Here is a 19,024-nt window from a genome sequence, read left to right as displayed (position 1 = left end):
ATAACCGCTTGAAGGCGGATGGCGCAGAGTGCCGTTAAAAAGTGAGGCAATCAGTAGAACATAAACGATGGTTGGCGGCTTGTAAAAAAGTGACAAGCCGCTTGTATCGAACGTTTGCAAATCGCTCGGTAGTACTAGCTCATTTGAGCATGTTTTCTCGCCTGGCGATGGCCCTTGATGCCATCAACACTAAACAGTACCAATGCCCCCCAGATAAAGGCAAAAGTATAGCCCTTGTCGGCGGTAAAGTTTTCACCGTAGACAGTAATCGCCAGCAGGAACATCAGGCTTGGGCCGATGTACTGGAAGAACCCGAGCGTCGACAGTTTTAGCTTGGTCGCCGCCCCGGTAAAGCACAGCAAGGGCAGGGTCGTGACAATACCGGCGGCGACCAATAATAAGTTGGTACTGGCAGGATTGGCTGTCCAGTCGGCCGTCGGGCTATCAGCGATCAGCAGTACATAAATCGAGGCCAGGGGGAGCAAGATACAGGTTTCCATGAACAGGCCTGTTCCTGCATCCAGGTTAATTTTTTTCCGCAATAGCCCGTAGAGGCCGAAGCTGGCAGCCAGGGCCAGGGCAATCCATGGCAGGGAGCCGAACTGGATCAGCTGTACGGCGACACCGCAGGCTGCCAGCACGACGGCCAGCCATTGTAGCGGACGTAGCCGCTCCCCCAGAAAGAACATGCCAAGAATGACATTGAGCAGCGGGTTGATGTAATAACCTAAGCTGGCATCGAGCATAAAGTTGTTGTTGACGGCCCAAATAAAAATGAGCCAGTTGCCGCCCACCAGAAAGGCGGTAGCAACCAGCATCAGTAGCATTTTCGGTTTGCGCAGTACTGCCCGGACCTTGCCCCAGCTCTTGCCGATAACAATAAGCCCGGCCAGGAAGAAGAATGACCAGATCACCCGGTGACTGAGAATTTCCAACGGACTGACATGCTGTAGGGATTTAAAGTAAATAGGTGCAATGCCCCACATCGTGTAGGCGCCAAGGGCGAGTATGACCCCTCGCTGGGTTTGATTGGCTTGTTGGTCCATTTTATCCTAGAGTGATATTTTATAAAATTATTACAAATTAAAAGGATTTTCTAAAAGTGTATGCGAGGGCAGTATAAAACGTGTTCAGTATGGATGTCACCCGGAACTTTTGATGATTATCACTGGGCTTACCAGTTGCCGAATAGTGGATGTTGTTGATTGAGTTTAAGGGAAAAAGGGGGAGGTATTTGGGAGGAGCCAAAGTCACGGCTGACAAGATGAGCGACTCGCGTCCGTTCACATCGGCGATCTTATTGGTATAGAATAGCCAGCTCGTCAATTAAAGAGTCGATTTATGTCATCTAGCAGCGCCGCCGTTTGTCAGCCAGCTTCTCTCTCGGCCAGTGAGCAGATCTTACAGGATGTGTTTGGCTATCAGGCTTTTCGTACTGGCCAGCAGGAGGTGATCGAAGCGGTGGCTGATGGCCAGGACTGCTTGGTGATCATGCCAACCGGTGGCGGTAAGTCGCTCTGTTATCAAATTCCGGCCCTGATGCGTGAAGGGCTGACACTCGTTATCTCCCCATTAATTTCCTTGATGAAGGATCAGGTTGACCAGCTCAGTGCCAACGGGGTGGCGGCAGCCTACCTTAACTCGACGATGTCCCGCGAAGCGATGCAGGAGACATATCGTGCGATGCAGGACGGTGAGGTGAAGCTGGTGTATGTTTCACCCGAGCGGGTTTTGACCCGGGATTTTCTGGAACGTCTCTATGACATGCCGCTCAGTATGGTGGCGGTCGACGAGGCACACTGCATTTCTCAGTGGGGGCATGATTTCCGTCCGGAATATGCCGCTCTTGGGTCGCTGAAGCAGCATTTTGACCAGCTGCCGATCATGGCGCTGACCGCAACGGCGGATGAAACGACCCGCCATGATATTGTATCCCGGCTTAGCTTAGTCGAGCCGCATGTCTACCTGGGCAGTTTTGATCGGCCGAATATCCGTTATACCTTGCAGGAAAAGTACAAGCCGATGTCGCAGTTGACCCGTTACCTTGGTGGGGTACGTGGCCAGTGCGGGATAGTGTATTGCAATAGCCGCAAACGGGTTGAGCAAATTACCGAAAAGCTCTGTGATAGCGGGATCCGGGCGGCCGCGTATCATGCTGGCCTGGAACATGATGAGCGAGCACGGGTGCAGGAAGGTTTTCAGCGTGATGACATCCATATTGTGGTCGCAACTGTGGCATTCGGGATGGGGATCAATAAGCCCAACGTCCGTTTCGTGGTGCACTATGATATCCCTCGCAATATCGAATCCTACTACCAGGAAACCGGGCGTGCTGGTCGAGACGGCCTGCCTGCAGAAGCGGTGATGTTTTACGACCCGTCGGACCTGGCCTGGCTGCGCCGTTGCCTGGACGAAAAGGAAGAAGGGCCGCAGAAGCAGGTGGAAGGCCACAAGCTCAATGCAATGGGGGCCTTTGCCGAGGCGCAGACCTGCCGACGTCAGGTGTTGCTCAATTATTTTGGTGAATACCGTGAGGAGCCGTGTGGCAACTGTGATATTTGCTTGGATCCGCCCAAGCGGTTTGCCGCCGTTGAAGCTGCCCAGAAAGCCTTGTCTTGTGTTTACCGGGTGAACCAGAGCTTTGGTATCAACCATGTCGTGGATGTGATACGCGGGATGCAGAACCAGCGGATCCGCGAGCACGGCCACGAGAAACTGAGCACTTATGGGATAGGCCGCGAGCACAGCCATGAATTCTGGGTGAGTATCTTACGCCAGCTGGTGCACCGTGGTTTTCTAACCCAAAGTATTGTCCGCAGCTCGACACTGCAACTGACCGAAAAGGCCAGGGCCGTATTGCGTGCCGAGGTTGAGTTAGAGCTGGCGGTACCACGGTTGGACATCGCCACGCGCAGTGCAAAAAGCGACAAGCTGGCCAACCGCCAGTATGATAAAAAGCTGTTTGCCAAACTGCGAAAGCTGCGTAAGGCCATTGCCGATGAGGAAGATTTGCCGCCTTATGTGGTTTTCAACGATGCCAGTTTGATGGAAATGGCAGAAATGCTGCCGACCTCGGCGGGTGAGATGCTGGCGGTGAACGGTGTCGGCCACCGTAAGTTGGAGAAATATGGCAATGCGTTTTTGAATGTGATTGAAGATCACCTGATGGCCGGTATTGACGAGCGCTAGATAAAAAAATACCGGACAATCCGAGTCCGGTACAAATGCGTTTAAAAACATAACGAGTATGTTCTGTTCGCTACAAAACAGCTTGCGTATTTGGTGAGAATGTTAATATCACCTGCAGCCTGGGAAACGGAAACCGACGGGATGTGTTTCCGCTAACTAGGCAACGACCTTATAAAAACATGAATACTGTGGTGCTGGCTATAGCCCCTTTATTGCTTGATACGCATAGAAACACTTGGTTACAGGAAAGTCGCTTTGATGGCATGTTGCGGGTGCCTGCCACAGACAATAAGGAATATGCAATGACTTCTACTCCTCTCCCTTCCCAGGCGTCGGCCTCGAAAGCAGCTTCTAAATTCGTTTGCCAAGAATTGGATTTAGAGCAGGGGCTGTTATTGATCAGCGGCCCCGAGTTTGATTTTGATAGTTTCCCCGAAGTGGCCGAACAACTTCTGCAGCAAATTGATGCTACGGTGGTTGAACGTGAGCTCAATGCCGATCTGCATGTTTGGCTGATTGACTTTGAAGGTTGCCGGTTGATGCTCAAAGGGGAGCACTATGCCAGTGCCCTGTGGCTGGAGTGGCTATCGGCCGACGATCATGAAATACTTCAGTTCCTGGCAGGTATGCTGACAGCCAGGTAGTTTTCTTGCTCGGGCAGCAGCAAACGTTTGCACCGGGCCAGGGCCGTTTTTTGGGCTAGGCAACCTAAGTGGTTAATGTATAATCGCCGCTTCGGTTGCTGCAGGCTGGTATGAGAGCCTGTCTGTGGTGTTTTGGGTTCCCTCTCCCCCAATGACAAAAAGGTCTTACAATGACTGCATCTCAATTTTCTCTCGCGCAACAGCGCAAGGCCCTTTCGTTCCTGGTTATATTCCACTTGGTGATCATTGCGTCGAGCAATTACCTGGTGCAATTACCGTTTACCATTTTTGGTTTCCATACTACCTGGGGCGCATTTACCTTCCCGTTTATTTTCCTGGCGACAGATCTGACGGTCAGGATCTTTGGGGCGACAATGGCCCGCCAGATCATTTTGCGGGTGATGCTGCCATCACTGGCGATCTCTTATGGTTTGTCGGTGCTGTTCTACCAAGGGGAATATCAGGGCTGGTCTCATCTCGGCGAGTTCAACCTATTTGTTGCCCGCATCGCGATTGCCAGCTTCATGGCCTACCTGCTGGGCCAGATCATGGATGTGTCGGTATTTAACCGCCTGCGCCAGACCAAACAGTGGTGGGTTGCACCAAGCTGCTCGACCATTTTTGGTAATGCGCTAGATACGGTGGCTTTCTTTGCGATTGCTTTTTATAACAGCCCGGACCCGTTTATGGCGGAAAACTGGGTCGAAATTGCATTGGTGGACTATAGCTTTAAACTGATCATTAGCCTTGGTCTGTTTGTGCCGATGTACGGGGTATTGCTTAACTACCTGATCAAACGCCTGACGACCATTAACCCCGGGCTTGAATCTCAGCAGGGACTGGCTTGATACCGTGTGGTATAAACTTAACAGCCGACGCGATGTCGGCTTTTTTGTATCTTGAGAAGCAGGAGTGATGGTGATGAAGATACGCCAGGCAAGTTTGGCTGAAGCGGTTGCGGTACTGGCAGATATCAGTGAGTTTGCTAAGCCGGCCGATGAGGGGGCCTTGCAGTCCCGGTTGAAAGGGAAGCTGCCATTGATCCTGGTTGCAGAGCAGGGCGGGCGATTGGTTGGGGTTAAAATAGGTTACCGCTTATCGGAGACTTGTTTCTATAGCTGGCTGGGAGGGGTCGCTCCCGAGGGACGCCGTGGTGGTGTGGCACAGGCGCTGCTGGAGGCGCAGGAAGCCTGGGTGATCGAACAAGGTTTTGATGAATTGCGGGTCAAATCGCGTAACCGTTTTCCAGCGATGTTGAGGCTGTTACTAAGGAACGGGTATCTCATTGAACACATGGAGAAAAAAGACGGATTAGAAGACTATAGGCTGCATTTTGTGAAGTCTCTGGTAATTAAATGACAATTATTCTCAATAAAATACTTGCATCTTAAATGAGAATGGTTATTATTAGCTTGCACTCAGCGAGAGAGAACAGCAAAAGCGCTCTCTTGTTTGAAGGCACGACATTGCTCACATTGCTTCCAGTGTACTTCAGCTAGGGTCTGTGTTTTTAGTGTAGGGCTGAAAACGAACACCAATTCTGCTGAGCGGCGCTTACCGGTTTATTTATACAAACTCAGGTAACGCCGCTTTTTCTTTTCTGCTATTTATGCCAGTTTTACTAACTCTTTCACCAGTTTATTAATACCGCTTGCGGCTTCTGTAATACTGCTTGCCAGCATATAGGCCGGTGTAGTCAGGATCCGGCGTTTCTGATCCAGCACAAAGTCATTCACTGGGCAGTTTATATGCTCACCGCCCATTTTATTGAATGAGTGTGCCGTATCTGGGTCATTGCCAATGGTGCCCTTGGCTCCTGGCCCGTAGATGGCCGGGATCAGGGTGGGGGCAATACACAGGTAAGCAGCAGGTTTTTCTTCCTTGGCAAAGGCCTGGCATGCCCTTTTAACCTCTGGGTTAACTTCGCAACCAGCGCCCGTGAAGGCGAAATCGGACAGGTTTTTGGCGGCTCCAAAGCCGCCAGGCAGCAATAGGGCATCATAATCTGCTGCATTGAGGTTCTCGATATCGTCAATATTGCCGCGGGCAATACGGGCAGCTTCAACCAGCACGTTACGGGTTTCTGGCATTTCTTCACCAGTCAGGTGATTAATGACGTGGTGTTGGTCAATATTGGGCGCAAAACAATGCCAGCTCGCCCCTTCTTGTTCGATGGCATGCAATGCTAAAACGGCTTCGTGGATTTCTGCTCCGTCAAACACGCCTGAGCCGCTTAAAATAACCGCTATTTTCTTCATTTTGGCTTCCTTTATGGTCAGATTTGTCTATTTTTACTCTCAGATATTCTTATTTCAGATCGATCTGTTAACTTTTTCCACAATTAATGATCATTTTAGGATCGAGGATCCATTTTTGCATTAGATCTTAACTAACTGATTCTTATGGGTTTGGGCGAAAAATGCTTATTTTTCATGATTTTTGATCAACCGTTTGATTTTAAATACTAACAAAGTTATCCACAGATAAAGGGGGCTTGGTGGAAAACATCAGTTAACACTTGCCAGTTGTCATGGCATTCTAGTGCCTTAACTCTTTCATCCCCCGGATATAAGAATATCTTTATGGCAACTATCCCTGAAAATCCACTTATCCTGATTGATGGATCCTCTTATCTCTACCGTGCCTATCATGCTGCACCAAACTTTACTAACTCGGACGGTGAACCGACGGGTGCTGTGTTCGGTGTCGTTAATATGCTGCGTAGTTTGTTGCGCCAGTTTTCAACTGAGCATATAGCGGTGATCTTTGATGCCAAAGGCAAAACCTTCCGTGATGACATGTATCCGGAATACAAGGCTAACCGTCCACCCATGCCGGATGATCTTCGTGGTCAGATTGAACCGTTGCATGCGGTGATCAAGGCGATGGGACTGCCGTTGATCTCAATTTCCGGGGTAGAAGCGGATGATGTGATCGGGACGTTGGCGACCCAGGCCTCCAAGGCCAATATGCCAGTGCTGATCAGTACCGGTGATAAAGATATGGCGCAGCTGGTGGATCAGAATGTTACTTTGATCAATACCATGACGGATGTCGTCATGGATCCGGCTGGGGTTGTGGATAAATTTGGGATCGGTCCTGAGTTGATTATCGACTACCTTGCGCTGATGGGCGATAAAGTGGATAACATCCCGGGTGTACCGGGTGTGGGAGAGAAAACAGCCAAAGCTTTGCTTACTGGTATCGGTGGTTTAGACGACCTGTATGCAAACTTGGACGAGATTCCAGCCTTGGGGTTCCGTGGCTCGAAGACCATGCCGAAGAAACTGGAAGACAATAAAGACGCGGCGTATATGTCTTACCAGTTGGCGACCATCAAATTGGACGTTGAGCTCGATACGGCGCCGCAAGATCTACGTAAAGGCGAGCCTGATACCGATGAACTGATTAAGCTGTTCGGCAAGCTGCAGTTCCGTCGTTGGCTGGCAGAAATGCTTGATGGCAGTGACGGTAAGATTGTCGCCGAAGAGCAATCGGCACAACCCGCTGCCGAGAAGAAAACCGTTGCACCGACAATTGATCGCAGCGGTTACGAAACTGTGCTGGATGAAGCCGCTTTCAATGCCTGGCTGGAGCAGTTGAAGGCCGCTGATGTGGTGGCATTTGATACTGAAACTGACGGCTTGGATTACATGACAGCCAACTTGGTCGGACTGTCATTTGCTGTCGAAGAAGGCAAAGCAGCCTATGTGCCAGTTGCCCACGACTACCTGGATGCCCCGGCTCAGCTAGATCGTGACTGGGTGTTGGCGCAGCTTAAGCCGCTGCTGGAAGATCCGGCGCAGATGAAGGTCGGCCAGAACCTGAAATTCGATGCGAGTATCCTGGCGCGCTACGATATTGCGATGCAGGGCATTCAATATGACACCATGCTCGAATCCTATGTCTTCAATAGTGTGGTGGGCCGCCATGACATGGATAGCCTGGCCCTGCGTTATCTCGAGCACAAAAATATCAGCTTTGAAGAAATTGCCGGTAAGGGTAAAAAGCAGCTGACGTTTAACCAGATCGATTTGGAACAGGCAGGCCCTTATGCGGCTGAAGATGCCGATATTACATTGCGCCTACATAATTTGCTGATTGAAAAAGTAGATGCCGACGAAAAGCTGAAATCAGTATTTGAAGATATCGAGATGCCGTTGGTGCCTGTGCTGTCACGGATGGAACGTACCGGGGTATTGATTGACAGCATGCAGCTTAGCGCGCAATCAGCCGAAATTGCCGTGCGTCTTGATGAGCTGGAGAAAAAAGCCTTTGAGATTGCAGAGCAAGAATTCAATTTAAGTTCACCTAAGCAGCTTCAAGCCATTTTGTTTGAGAAGATGGGGCTACCAGTACTGAAGAAAACGCCGTCAGGCGCACCTTCAACCAATGAGGAAGTATTGCAGGAGCTGGCGTTGGATTACCCATTGCCGAAATTGATCCTGGAATACCGTAGTCTGGCGAAACTGAAATCGACCTATACTGATAAGTTGCCGAAGATGGTTAACCCGGCCACCGGTCGTGTGCATACCTCCTATCACCAGGCCGTGACCGCGACAGGCCGTTTGTCGTCCAGTGATCCTAATCTGCAGAACATTCCGGTTCGTAATGAACAAGGGCGCCGGATCCGTCAGGCATTTATTGCCCCTACCGGGTATAAAGTGCTAGCGGTCGACTACTCACAGATTGAATTGCGGATCATGGCGCACCTATCCGGTGACAAAGCACTATTAGATGCATTCAAGCATGGCAAAGATATCCACGCCGCAACGGCCGCTGAAATTCTTGGTCTGCCAATTGAGTCGGTAACCAGTGAACAACGCCGCCGTGCCAAAGCAATCAACTTTGGCCTGATCTACGGCATGAGCGCTTTTGGTTTGGCAAAGCAGCTCGACATGGGCCGTAATGAGGCGCAGGACTACATGAATGTGTATTTCGAACGCTACCCTGGCGTACTGGAATATATGGAAAGTACCCGTACGGCTGCCAGTGAGCAGGGGTATGTGGAAACCTTGTTTGGCCGTCGCTTGTATTTGCCAGATATCAAATCCCGTAATGGCATACGCCGCAAGGCTGCGGAGCGTGCTGCGATCAATGCGCCGATGCAGGGAACGGCTGCGGACATTATTAAGCGTGCGATGGTACTGGTTGATCAGTGGGTGGAGCAGCAACAACCGGGTCGCGTGCGATTGCTTATGCAAGTTCATGACGAACTTGTTTTTGAAGTACAGGAATCAGAGCTGGAAAGTGTGACTGCAGAGATCCGTCGTTTGATGGAATCCGCCGCTGAACTGGATGTTCCGTTGATCGCTGATACTGGGGCTGGTGATAACTGGGACCAGGCACACTAGGCCTTCAACGTGTAGGTTGTATCGCAGGAAATAGAATAGCTGGCTTTATGCCAGCTATTTTTTTATGGAAAATTAATGAAGGTAAAATTACTCTTGGTTGAATTTACTTACGTATTACTGAAAAAAAATTACGGAAATGACTTTTCAAATCTGTGCAATTGATATACAGTTATCGGCGTAGGGTACAGAGGTAAGATGTTCTATCTTTCAGACCTTTTGTTTCACGTTATTGGATTTGGCTGATTCAGCCGCCCTGGTCTCTTGACCAGGGCGTTTTTTATTCTGGCGCCAAAAACTCCCCCCGTTTATTTATCCCTGTTATTAGTTTCCCTTGTAAAAAAGCCGCCACTATACTTATTGCCCCTCAGTTGTGGTGAATAAGTATGCATATTGGTGCTTATCTGTTTGGTTTGTTCGTATTACCGCTAATTAGGTTAATTACTGTGTGAACCTGGCTGTCGGTTTAAACGGGTTACTTTTTAGAGTAATTACTTTAATTTTTATCCGGAGATGGGTATAATCATCCATGCTTCTTGTTCATATTTGTTATTGGTAGCGGGTCTTTATACCGGCTAGCCAACACATCCATGAAATAGCCACTCCCAGATTGGGGTGGCTTTTTTTTCGCCTGCATATTTATAGAAATGTAATTAACTTCCATATGCAACTCCACTGTAACACCTTGTCGCCTCTTCTTAATTCGCAATAAAAAACAACTGGGTGTTCATTGGCTACCAAACGGCTAAAAAGTAATATTTAGGTGCGGGAAAAGCGGGCAGGATGCGGGTGGTTGTGTTTAAAAAGCAAACAAAAGCTGGATAAAAAACTTGCGTTGGTGAGGGAATTCATTGATCCTTTTAGGACAAAAATAAAAACCTCCTATTTCTCTCCCGTTGCCCCACCTGGAAGGTGGGGAATTTTTATGGCCCTGTCCATAGAGCCATCATTTCTTGCTAGGTCAGCTACTCGGCATCGTCGCCTGCTGCCTCTCCTTCGCCTTCAAGCAGGGCTTGCTGGCGGGCCAGTTCCGGGGCAAACCAGCCATCAAGCTTGCGGCGTACTTGATCGACACCAATGCCCTTGAGGGAAGAGAATACTTCGACCTGCACATCACCACCAAACGATAGCGCTGTGTCACGAACCTTCATCAGCTGTTGCTTGCGGGCACCGCTTTTTAGCTTGTCAGCTTTGGTCAGCAGGACCAATACTGGTAGTCGGCTTTCAACGGCCCAGCTGATCATTTGCTGATCCAAGTCTTTCATTGGATGGCGGATATCCATCAGCACCACCAGGCCCTGTAGGCACTCGCGTTTTTGTAGGTATTCCCCCAGGGATTTCTGCCACTTCAGTTTCATTTCCAGCGGCACCTGGGCAAAGCCGTAGCCTGGTAGGTCGATCAGGTTACAGCCATTGACGACCTCAAACATATTGATGAGCTGGGTACGCCCCGGCGTTTTGGATGTTCGAGCCAGGCTTTTTTGATCGGTAATACGGTTTAGGGCACTTGACTTACCTGCATTGGAGCGGCCAGCAAATGCGATCTCAACGCCTGTGTCGTTTGGCAAGTGACGAATATCCGGTGCACTTGTGATGAATCCTGTATTTCTATAGTTGAGAGGTTGATTCACTGTTAACTCCGTCAAGTCTTCATGTAGTCGACTGATTACTTTTATGTGAAATTGTGTAAAATGTACGAAAACCGTGCTTGGTTTGTGGTCGCATTGTATACCATGTAACTGAGCATTACTTGTGGTACTGGAAGCTCTATAATTATAAACGGAATGTCATGAAGAAATTAGCACTGATATTGACCCTTCTTGCCAGTTGCTCAGCCTGGGCCCAGGGAGATGCAGAAGCTGGAAAAGCGAAAGCCGCGACATGTGCTGCCTGCCATGGTGCAGACGGTAACAGCATTATGGCGCAATACCCGAAAATTGCCGGCCAGCACGCTGGTTATCTTGAAAAACAGCTCAAGGATTTCAAGCTAGCAATGTCGACGGGTGGCAAGCAAGGCCGAAACGATCCGGTAATGGGCGGGATGGCAATGCCACTGACCGAGCAGGATATGGCGGATCTGGCGGCTTACTACTCAACCCTACCTATTTCAGATAACACTACTCCGGAATCTGCAATCGAGATTGGCCAGCAGCTGTATCGCTATGGTGATGCAGAACGAGGTATTGCCGCATGTACAGCCTGCCACGGCCCTCGTGGTAATGGTACAAGCCTGTCTGGTTTCCCTAAGATTTCTGGCCAGAATGCCGAGTACATAAAACTGCAGCTGGATAAGTTCCGTGCAGGCCAGCGTAGCAATGATCTGAATGCCATGATGCGTTCGGTGACAGCCAAACTGTCTGATGACGAAATTACCGCCCTGTCACAGTATGTCGGTGGTTTACACTAAACAACAGTATTCCAGTATTGTGTAACAAAGGCAGCTTCGGCTGCCTTTTTACATTCCGGCGTGGTTATAGGCGTAGTCGAGAATGACAGATTTTGCAACTAAATGACAAATTGCGTAGTAAAAGCGTTGATAGCTGAGCTGCCTGTAAGAGATCTGCCATTTGGGATAGTCAATGTAGATGAAAGAGGACTAGGATATTTTAGTCAATATGATATAGATCATGTGGTTATCTGTGTTGAAATTATATTTCAGAAAATGAACTGATTGAGGCAATCTTGTATCCGAGCTGGATCGGCGTAGAGTATGCGTTGTCGACAGGGAGAGCGGCAAGGGATAGGAAAGCGCCATAGACGGCATAGGCAAGCAGCCTGAAGGATCCACAGGACGTCTGGCCAGAGGAGGCCGGGGTGTTCGCATGATGCGTAGGGATAGTCAGGGTAGACACTTACGGACAAGGTTTCAGATGAAGAATTCGGTGTGCGACGGAAAGTGCACCCACAGGGATGGTGAACTGGGTTGTCAGGACGGCAACATGCTTTAAGGAAAAGCCGGTCAGGGAATGGCCGAAGTAACAGGGAATCGTGGCACGGACGGTGAAAATTCATCAGGGTGATGAAGAACAACAAACGTTGGCAGGGAAAGCACAAATAACAAAAGGACTGTTGTCAGACCGGGATGTTTACAGACTGGTTAAGGACAGACTAGACAGGATCAAAGCCAGCAATGGCGACCCCATAGAGCGACAGGTGATTACCTGTCGCTTTTTTCTTTTCTATAGAATGTATTTCTATTGGCCGCCCGGCCTATGTGGTGCGAAAGTGCACATTTCTCAATCGAATCTGCTATGATACCCGGCTTCATTTTAAGCCAGCCTGCAATGTGTACTGCGGGCTGGACAATAGGAGACAGTAAGTCATGCAAACCTGCCCGCTATGTAATAGTCAGTCGGTTGGTGCTTTTCACCAAGATAAGCGACGGGCGTATTTTCGCTGCCAGGATTGTGCGCTTATTTTTGCTGATCCCGGTGCACTGCTGCCACCGGACGATGAAAAGGCGGTCTATGATCAGCATGAAAACAACCCTGAAGATCCAGGCTACCGTCGTTTTCTTAACCGCCTTGCTGCGCCGCTGGCCGAACGTCTGGTTTCGCCACCATTAACCGGGCTGGACTTTGGTTGTGGCCCAGGTCCGACCCTGTCCGTGATGTTGGCGGAGCTGGGGTATAATATGGCTATATATGACCTGTATTTTGCCCATGATCCCGCTGTATTGGATAGGCAGTATGACTTTGTCACCTGTACAGAAGCGATTGAACACTTTTATACGCCTGCGAAGGAATGGGGGCTGCTAATCGGTATGGTGAAACCTGGCGGATGGCTGGGGCTCATGACCAAGTTAGCAACAGATGCAGATGCTTTTGCGCAATGGCATTATAAAAACGACCCAACCCACGTGAGCTTTTTCAGCCGTGAGACTTTCCGCTATCTGGCAAAGCGTGATGGCCTGGAAGTCGAGTTTGTTGGAAATGATGTAATTTTGCTGAGGAAAACCCAGTAATGACCCGTAAGAAAAGAAGCCGTAAAGTAGGATCGGAAGGTCCTGCGGAATATACACAAAAATCGACAACGCAGATCGATCAGGAGGCGCGTAAGCGTCAGAAAGATAAGAAGCGTAAAGGCCTGAAGTCTGGCAGCCGCCATTCTGCAGTCCAGGTTGATGATGCTCGAACTGCTGCAAAGCGCAAAGATCCGCGCCACGGCAGCAAAAAGCCCGTTGCCCTGATTGTTGAAGCCAAGAAACCAGCCACCAAGAAAGAACGCCGCCTGAGTGCCGAGCAGGAACTGGCGATGCTGGAAAATGATGCGCAGCTAATGGTACTGCTGGATCGTATTGAAGCCGGTGAAAACCTGGGGGCCGGCCTGCAGAAGCAAGTTGACCAGAAACTGGATCGCATCGAGCAGCTAATGAACCAGTTGGGTCTGCTGGAAGATGATGAGCCGGAAGCGGCGAAAGATGCCACGCCTGCAGCTGGCAAGCCTTCTGATGACGACCTGCTTGATCAGTTTGAAAACTCGGACTTTGGCTCATTTGAGAACTCTTTTGAGGACTCAAGCGAGAACCCGTTCGATAAGGAGTAATCGTTGCAGGATATGACGCTTTGGTTAGGGCTGGCAGGCAGTATTGTTGCTGTACTGGCGACGTATGCCGGTTATTTATTATTTAAACTGTACCAGCAAAATATACGTCATAAGGTCTTTCTGGAGCGGGCAAAGCTTCAGCAGGCTGAGAAAATTCAAGAGCGCAATACCAATATTATGGATAGCGTGTTCATCATTGCTGAAGCCGGCAAGCAGGATCAGTGCGATATGTCAGAAGTATCCATCCGCCTTTATAAGCTGATGGAAGTCCTGCAAGATGATCGACAGGTCAATTTTGCCAGCCAGTATCCGGCAATGAACGAGCTGTATCAGGTTGTGAAAGACATGCCACGCGGTGAGTCTCGAAAGACACTGCAGAAAAAAGAGCGTATGGAGCTGGATCTACGCCGGATGAAAGCCGAAGCTCGCCTGCTTAATGATATTAAGTGTGAGCTGGATGTGATCTTGGCGTTGAAACCCTAGTCCACACCTGCAGCTCTTGTGCATGAAAGGCCTCATCTATACTGAAGCTATCAGGTGGATGAGGTTTCTGGCCTAAAGCCAGAGCATTATCTGAGCTAGCCATCATTTCAGTTATCTGAAAAAAGTAAAATATCTACATCTTTACCAAGTTATGGCACACTTGGCATTCGCAATTCACCCCAGACCATTAGTGGAAGTATGTCATGTCACATGAGCAGATTATTTGGGATCAGGCACTGATAGAAAAATATAATTACTCAGGCCCCCGCTATACCTCATACCCAACCGCCCTTGAGTTTCATGAAGCCTTTACGCCGGCGGAATTTGATATGGCGTGTGCGCAGCACCCAGATCGCAATCTTTCACTGTATGTTCATATCCCGTTTTGCCATAAGCTCTGCTATTACTGCGGCTGCAACAAAATCATTACTCGCCATCAGCACAAGGCCGATCAGTATCTCGATGTCTTGGAGCAGGAAATCCGCCAGCGTGCGGCTTTGCTCGGTGAGCGTAATGTGAGCCAGTTGCACTGGGGGGGAGGAACGCCGACGTTTCTTACCAAACCACAGGTAAGCCGCTTAATGGATCTATTGCGTGAGCTCTTTAACTTTGCGCCGGATGCTGAAATCAGTATTGAAGTGGATCCGCGTGAGATTGACCTGAACATGCTCGATCACCTACGCTCAGAAGGCTTTAACCGTCTGAGTATCGGGGTACAGGATTTCAACAAAGAAGTACAAAAGCTGGTAAACCGCGAGCAGGATGAAGAATTTATTTTTGCAATGGTAGAGCGGGCAAAAGAACTGGGTTTCCGCTCGACCAACCTGGATTTGATCTACGGTTTGCCGAAGCAAAACCGTGAACTGTTCGCAAAAACGCTCGAGCAGGTGCTGACCATGAAGCCGGGACGGTTGTCAGTTTTCAACTATGCCCATATGCCAAAATTGTTTGCTGCGCAGCGTAAAATCAATGAAGCAGATTTACCGGCAGCCAAAGAGAAGCTTGCAATCTTGCAAGATACCATTGCAACCCTGACGGGCGCTGGCTATCAGTTCATTGGTATGGATCACTTCGCCCTGCCAGATGACGAACTGGCAGTGGCTCAGCGCAACGGTGTGCTGCACCGTAATTTCCAGGGCTATACCACCCAGGGCGACAGTGACTTACTGGGGCTGGGTGTGTCGGCGATCTCGATGATTGGCAACTGTTATGCCCAGAACCAGAAAGAGTTGAAAAAATACTATGCCAGCGTGAACGACAAGCGCGAAGCCCTTTGGAAAGGGGTCTCTCTGGATGATGATGACATGCTACGCCGTGAAGTGATCAAAGCGCTGATCTGCAACTTCCAGCTGGATATGAAAGATATCGAGCAACGCTTTGGATTGGATTTCAATACCTACTTTGCAGAAGACTTCGAGCTGCTGCAAACCTTTGTTAACGATGGCTTGGTCACCGTGGATGAGCGTTATATCCATGTTGAGCTGAAAGGCCGCTTGTTGATCCGTAATATCTGTATGTGTTTTGACAAATATCTGCGTGATCGTGCCCGCCAGCAGCAGTTCTCCCGAGTGATTTAACGTCGGCGAATCCGGAAATACAGCGAATCCAACAATACAAAAGCCCTCGTACTTAAGGTTTATTGGCCTTAGGTGCGGGGGCTTTTTGTAATCCCAAGTGGTCCCTATCGGTTTAAAAAAACAGATATTGATACCCGTTGGTATAACAGCTTAGCTGTTAAACATATTGGCGGCAGCTATTAACGCCAGCACGCCAGCAGCAAAATGGCCCGGGCCATTGGCTGCGACTTCACTGACGGCAGGCATAGCCACGCTGAATGACAGAATACTTTCCAGCATGGTGGTTTTCCCACGGTGTTATTGTTGGTGTTATAGCGGATGGTATAGAGCTGTGTACTGTTCTATACCGCTTTAAACCCAAGAGAACCCTCACTGAAACGATCAGAGTCGAGCCCTGTTTGGTCTTAAAGTGGGCGTATTCTACGCAAAATTAGCCAAGATGGAATTGTTTTTGCGCAAAAAACGCTCAGCTAGCCTAGGTTTGTTGTTAAGTGGTTGATTAGCGTTTGGCAGGTGACCCGTATACGTAAAGAGGAAATCACAATCAGCTTAGTTAGTGTGGCTAGTTGCCCACAGTGGAAGAAACTCGGCTGATGCTGACCGGAGCTGTTGGCCATTCACTCAAAGGCAGTGGTCTGGCGTAGTAAAAGCCTTGGGCATAGCGGCAACCGAGTGATTTTAGCTGCTCGGCTTGCTCCTGGGTCTCGACGCCTTCTGCGACGACATCAGCATTGAAATTGTCGGCCAGGGTAATGATGGCGGCAATGACCGGGGTGTAATTGCTGCTTTCTGTCATCTGGCGGACGAACGAGCGATCAATTTTCAGGCTATCAAAAGGCAGTTGGGTGAGGTAGGCCAGCGAGGAGTAGCCGGTACCGAAGTCATCAATGGCGATATGAACCCCGAGCAGGCGGAGGTGCTGCAGGGTTTCGGTAGCCTGTTGGGGCTGGCTGATCAACCTAGATTCGGTGATCTCCAGGGTAAGGTTGGCAGCCGGTAAACCTGATTCGGCAAGGATGTTTTCTAGTTGCTCGACAAAATCGGTCTGCAGCAGCTGGCGGACAGACAGGTTTACGTGCAGCATGAAGTTTGTCGGCCAACACCCCGTGGTGATCATTTGGCAGGTTTGCTGGCAGGCTAGCCGTAGGATTTGCTGGCCCATTTCAATGATCATCCCATTCTCTTCTGCCAGCGGAATGAACTGGAACGGTGGCACCAGGCCTCGGGTTGGGCTGCGCCATCGTACCAGCGCCTCGGCACCGCAGGTTGTCTCATTGGCTAAATCAATCAGCGGCTGGAAATGTACCTCAAGCTCATTGTGCTCCAGGGCACGGTTGAGCTCGGCAGCAAGCCGGGTTTTTTCCAAAGAGGCTTCAAGCATTTGTGGGTCGAAATAGTGTACCGGGTTGTCTTCCTGCGCTTTGGCGGTATTGAGTGCCAGGCTGGCATTTCGTAGCCACTCGGCCATGCCATCTTGCGGTAAGCCCCCTTGTACCACGCCAATACTGGCAGAAATCATGACTTCAACACCGCTAACAATAAAAGGCAGGGAGAATGCGGTCAGTAGCTGCTTGGTGATCTGTTCGACATCATCATGTGTATCGAGGGCGGGAACGAAGATGGCGAACTCGTCCCTGCCTACCCGGCTGAGTAAGGCTCGCGCAGGAAGATCTTGTTCAATGCGGCGGGAAATCAGTACTAGTAGCTGATCGCCATTGAGGTGGCCGATACTGTCATTGATGTGGCTGAAGGCTTTCAGGCCTATGATCATTAATGCCGCTTGTTGGTTTGTATGCGGGCTTCGAGTGGCTTCGATAATACCTTCTCGACTCAGCAGCCCTGTCAGGTTGTCATAGAGCACCTGTTTGCGAAGGGAGTTGAAAGAGTGCTGCAGGCGGGCTGACATAGCTTTAAACGCCAAGGTCAGCTGATCGGTTTCATGGAGTTTAAACGACTGCCTGATATCGACATCCCAGTTGTTTTCAGTGATTTTCTGTGAGGCCTGGGCGATGTCAATGATAGGTTGGGTGAACTTTTTCAAGAGAAAGAGACCAATCAGCAACCCGAATCCAGCAAGCAGTGCGGCGGCAAGCAAGCCGGATTTTTGGTGCTGTGGCAGCTGCCCGAGCAGATCGGTTTCAGGCATGATCACGACGATGTTCCACTTGAGGTTGTAGTCATCCTGGTACGGGGTGATCCGGCTGAAATAGCGTGTGTTGTCGTACTCAAACTCAAATTCAGTTGCCGTGCTGATACTGGATAACTGAGATTGGGCCATAACACCTTGGCTGGCTGCGAACAGGGCTCCGGGCTGTGGCAACCGGGTGACGAGCTGCGCTTCCGGCGGCAGAACCGAGCTGGCGATAAGCTGACCGCCTTCGTCGACAATATAAGTACTGCCTGAGAAGTCCTGGCTTTCGCGGCGCAGGAAATCGTTGATGTAGCTGAGGTTGATATCTGTCACCATCATTCCGAGCAACGTGTGGTGAGTATCATCAATCACCGGGCTGACAGCGGAAATTGTCAGTGTTTGGGTTTCGTCCTGGTTGGTATATACGCCAGCCCAGCCGGGTTCGAGACGGCGGGAAAAAGGCAGGTACCAGGGGCGCTCGGTGGGATCGTATTCGCTGATCCGGTGGGTGGTGGTGCCAAAGTGCGTGGAGCCTGCGTAGATATGGAGCTCGTTGTCGGTGCGCCGGTCTTTTAGTAGCAGAGAGAGTTGATGGTGGTTTTTTTTGCGAAAGCCGACAAAATATTTGTCTTCACTGCCAAAGCCGATGGTGGTGATTTGTGGCTGGTGGACATACAGGGTAGAGATGGCATCTTTAAGGTACGCTTCCAGGCCGGTTAGCCGCGGAGGCTGGTATAGCTGGTGGCGTTGAATACTGTCGGCGATGGTCAGGTTGGTATTGAACGGATCGCCTAAGAAGACCCGCAGGTCGTTGCTGATGCTTCGGGTGTAAGAGCTCAGCAGTTTACCGCTAACTTCAGCCAGCATACGCTCATAGCTGTTTTGCTGGGCAATGGCGATCACTCCAACAGTTAACAGCATTAATGAGGTAAACGGTACCATTACCGCTAAACGTAGTGTTAGCAGGCGAGTCTTAAGCATTTTTATGAATATAGATACGTCGTACTGTAATTGTTATCTTCTGATACTCAAGGAAATTGCATGAACATGCAAATCTTCTTTTTCAGTATTGTTATATTCATGCCGATTAGTGCAAAGAGATGC

At 49.8% G+C, this 19,024-nt stretch carries 16 protein-coding genes; 11 read left to right on the top strand and 5 right to left on the bottom strand.

Features of this window, described 5'->3' with window-relative positions:
• Nucleotides 1-134: 134 nt before the first annotated feature.
• Complete coding sequence (gene rarD / locus AC51G0_RS17930) at nucleotides 135-1,046, bottom strand: EamA family transporter RarD (protein WP_496300046.1); 912 nt, start codon at nucleotides 1,044-1,046, stop codon at nucleotides 135-137.
• Between the two features lie 295 nt (nucleotides 1,047-1,341).
• Between rarD and recQ the strand changes: the two genes are divergently transcribed.
• The 4 genes from recQ to AC51G0_RS17910 all read left to right on the top strand — a co-directional run bounded on the left by recQ (nucleotide 1,342) and on the right by AC51G0_RS17910 (nucleotide 5,192).
• Nucleotides 1,342-3,189 (top strand): ATP-dependent DNA helicase RecQ, encoded by a 1,848-nt coding sequence (recQ, locus tag AC51G0_RS17925; protein ID WP_496300045.1) that lies wholly within the window; start codon nucleotides 1,342-1,344, stop codon nucleotides 3,187-3,189.
• A 302-nt stretch (nucleotides 3,190-3,491) separates the two neighbouring features.
• Nucleotides 3,492-3,833, top strand: a complete 342-nt coding sequence (locus tag AC51G0_RS17920) for a DUF3630 family protein (protein WP_496300044.1) — start codon at nucleotides 3,492-3,494, stop codon at nucleotides 3,831-3,833.
• A 170-nt stretch (nucleotides 3,834-4,003) separates the two neighbouring features.
• On the top strand, nucleotides 4,004-4,681 hold the full coding sequence (locus tag AC51G0_RS17915) for a 7-cyano-7-deazaguanine/7-aminomethyl-7-deazaguanine transporter (RefSeq protein WP_496300043.1): 678 nt from the start codon (nucleotides 4,004-4,006) through the stop codon (nucleotides 4,679-4,681).
• Nucleotides 4,682-4,754: 73 nt separating this feature from the next.
• On the top strand, nucleotides 4,755-5,192 hold the full coding sequence (locus AC51G0_RS17910) for a GNAT family N-acetyltransferase (RefSeq protein WP_496300042.1): 438 nt from the start codon (nucleotides 4,755-4,757) through the stop codon (nucleotides 5,190-5,192).
• 248 nt (nucleotides 5,193-5,440) lie between these two features.
• On the opposite strand, the gene elbB is transcribed toward AC51G0_RS17910, so the two are convergent.
• On the bottom strand, nucleotides 5,441-6,091 hold the full coding sequence (gene elbB / locus AC51G0_RS17905; protein WP_496300041.1) for an isoprenoid biosynthesis glyoxalase ElbB: 651 nt from the start codon (nucleotides 6,089-6,091) through the stop codon (nucleotides 5,441-5,443).
• A 324-nt stretch (nucleotides 6,092-6,415) separates the two neighbouring features.
• Between elbB and polA the strand changes: the two genes are divergently transcribed.
• Both polA and spfP read left to right on the top strand, forming a co-directional pair.
• On the top strand, nucleotides 6,416-9,187 hold the full coding sequence (gene polA, locus AC51G0_RS17900) for a DNA polymerase I (RefSeq protein ID WP_496300040.1): 2,772 nt from the start codon (nucleotides 6,416-6,418) through the stop codon (nucleotides 9,185-9,187).
• A 195-nt stretch (nucleotides 9,188-9,382) separates the two neighbouring features.
• The gene (gene spfP / locus AC51G0_RS17895; protein ID WP_438616993.1) at nucleotides 9,383-9,430 is read left to right on the top strand and encodes a small protein SpfP; all 48 of its coding nucleotides are present in this window, start codon (nucleotides 9,383-9,385) and stop codon (nucleotides 9,428-9,430) included.
• Nucleotides 9,431-10,149: 719 nt separating this feature from the next.
• Here spfP and yihA read toward each other — a convergent pair.
• Nucleotides 10,150-10,815 (bottom strand): ribosome biogenesis GTP-binding protein YihA/YsxC, encoded by a 666-nt coding sequence (yihA, locus tag AC51G0_RS17890; RefSeq protein WP_496300039.1) that lies wholly within the window; start codon nucleotides 10,813-10,815, stop codon nucleotides 10,150-10,152.
• A gap of 158 nt (nucleotides 10,816-10,973) precedes the next feature.
• On the opposite strand from yihA, the gene AC51G0_RS17885 reads away from it, so the two are divergent.
• The 5 genes from AC51G0_RS17885 (at nucleotide 10,974) to hemN (ending at nucleotide 15,789) form a co-directional block, all read left to right on the top strand.
• Nucleotides 10,974-11,591: a c-type cytochrome gene (locus AC51G0_RS17885; RefSeq protein ID WP_496300038.1), complete on the top strand. Its 618-nt coding sequence runs from the start codon at nucleotides 10,974-10,976 to the stop codon at nucleotides 11,589-11,591.
• A gap of 915 nt (nucleotides 11,592-12,506) precedes the next feature.
• A complete protein-coding gene (locus AC51G0_RS17880; RefSeq protein ID WP_496300037.1) occupies nucleotides 12,507-13,148 on the top strand; it encodes a class I SAM-dependent methyltransferase in 642 nt (213 codons plus the stop codon).
• On the top strand, nucleotides 13,148-13,729 hold the full coding sequence (yihI, locus tag AC51G0_RS17875) for a Der GTPase-activating protein YihI (RefSeq protein ID WP_496300036.1): 582 nt from the start codon (nucleotides 13,148-13,150) through the stop codon (nucleotides 13,727-13,729). Before AC51G0_RS17880 ends, yihI begins: the two co-directional genes overlap by 1 nt.
• 12 nt (nucleotides 13,730-13,741) lie before the next feature.
• The gene (locus AC51G0_RS17870; RefSeq protein WP_496302009.1) at nucleotides 13,742-14,212 is read left to right on the top strand and encodes a DUF2489 domain-containing protein; all 471 of its coding nucleotides are present in this window, start codon (nucleotides 13,742-13,744) and stop codon (nucleotides 14,210-14,212) included.
• Between the two features lie 203 nt (nucleotides 14,213-14,415).
• The gene (gene hemN, locus AC51G0_RS17865; RefSeq protein WP_496300035.1) at nucleotides 14,416-15,789 is read left to right on the top strand and encodes an oxygen-independent coproporphyrinogen III oxidase; all 1,374 of its coding nucleotides are present in this window, start codon (nucleotides 14,416-14,418) and stop codon (nucleotides 15,787-15,789) included.
• Between the two features lie 150 nt (nucleotides 15,790-15,939).
• On the opposite strand, the gene AC51G0_RS17860 is transcribed toward hemN, so the two are convergent.
• Nucleotides 15,940-16,068, bottom strand: coding sequence for a hypothetical protein (locus AC51G0_RS17860; RefSeq protein WP_496300034.1), 129 nt, complete (start codon nucleotides 16,066-16,068; stop codon nucleotides 15,940-15,942).
• Nucleotides 16,069-16,351: 283 nt separating this feature from the next.
• Nucleotides 16,352-18,901, bottom strand: a complete 2,550-nt coding sequence (locus AC51G0_RS17855; protein ID WP_496300033.1) for a bifunctional diguanylate cyclase/phosphodiesterase — start codon at nucleotides 18,899-18,901, stop codon at nucleotides 16,352-16,354.
• Between the last annotated feature and the right edge of the window lie 123 nt (nucleotides 18,902-19,024).

The organism is Photobacterium sp. HL06 (assembly GCF_059552575.1).
The sequence above is the reverse complement of the archived record's forward strand: the minus strand, read 5'-3'. Positions and strand labels throughout refer to the sequence as shown.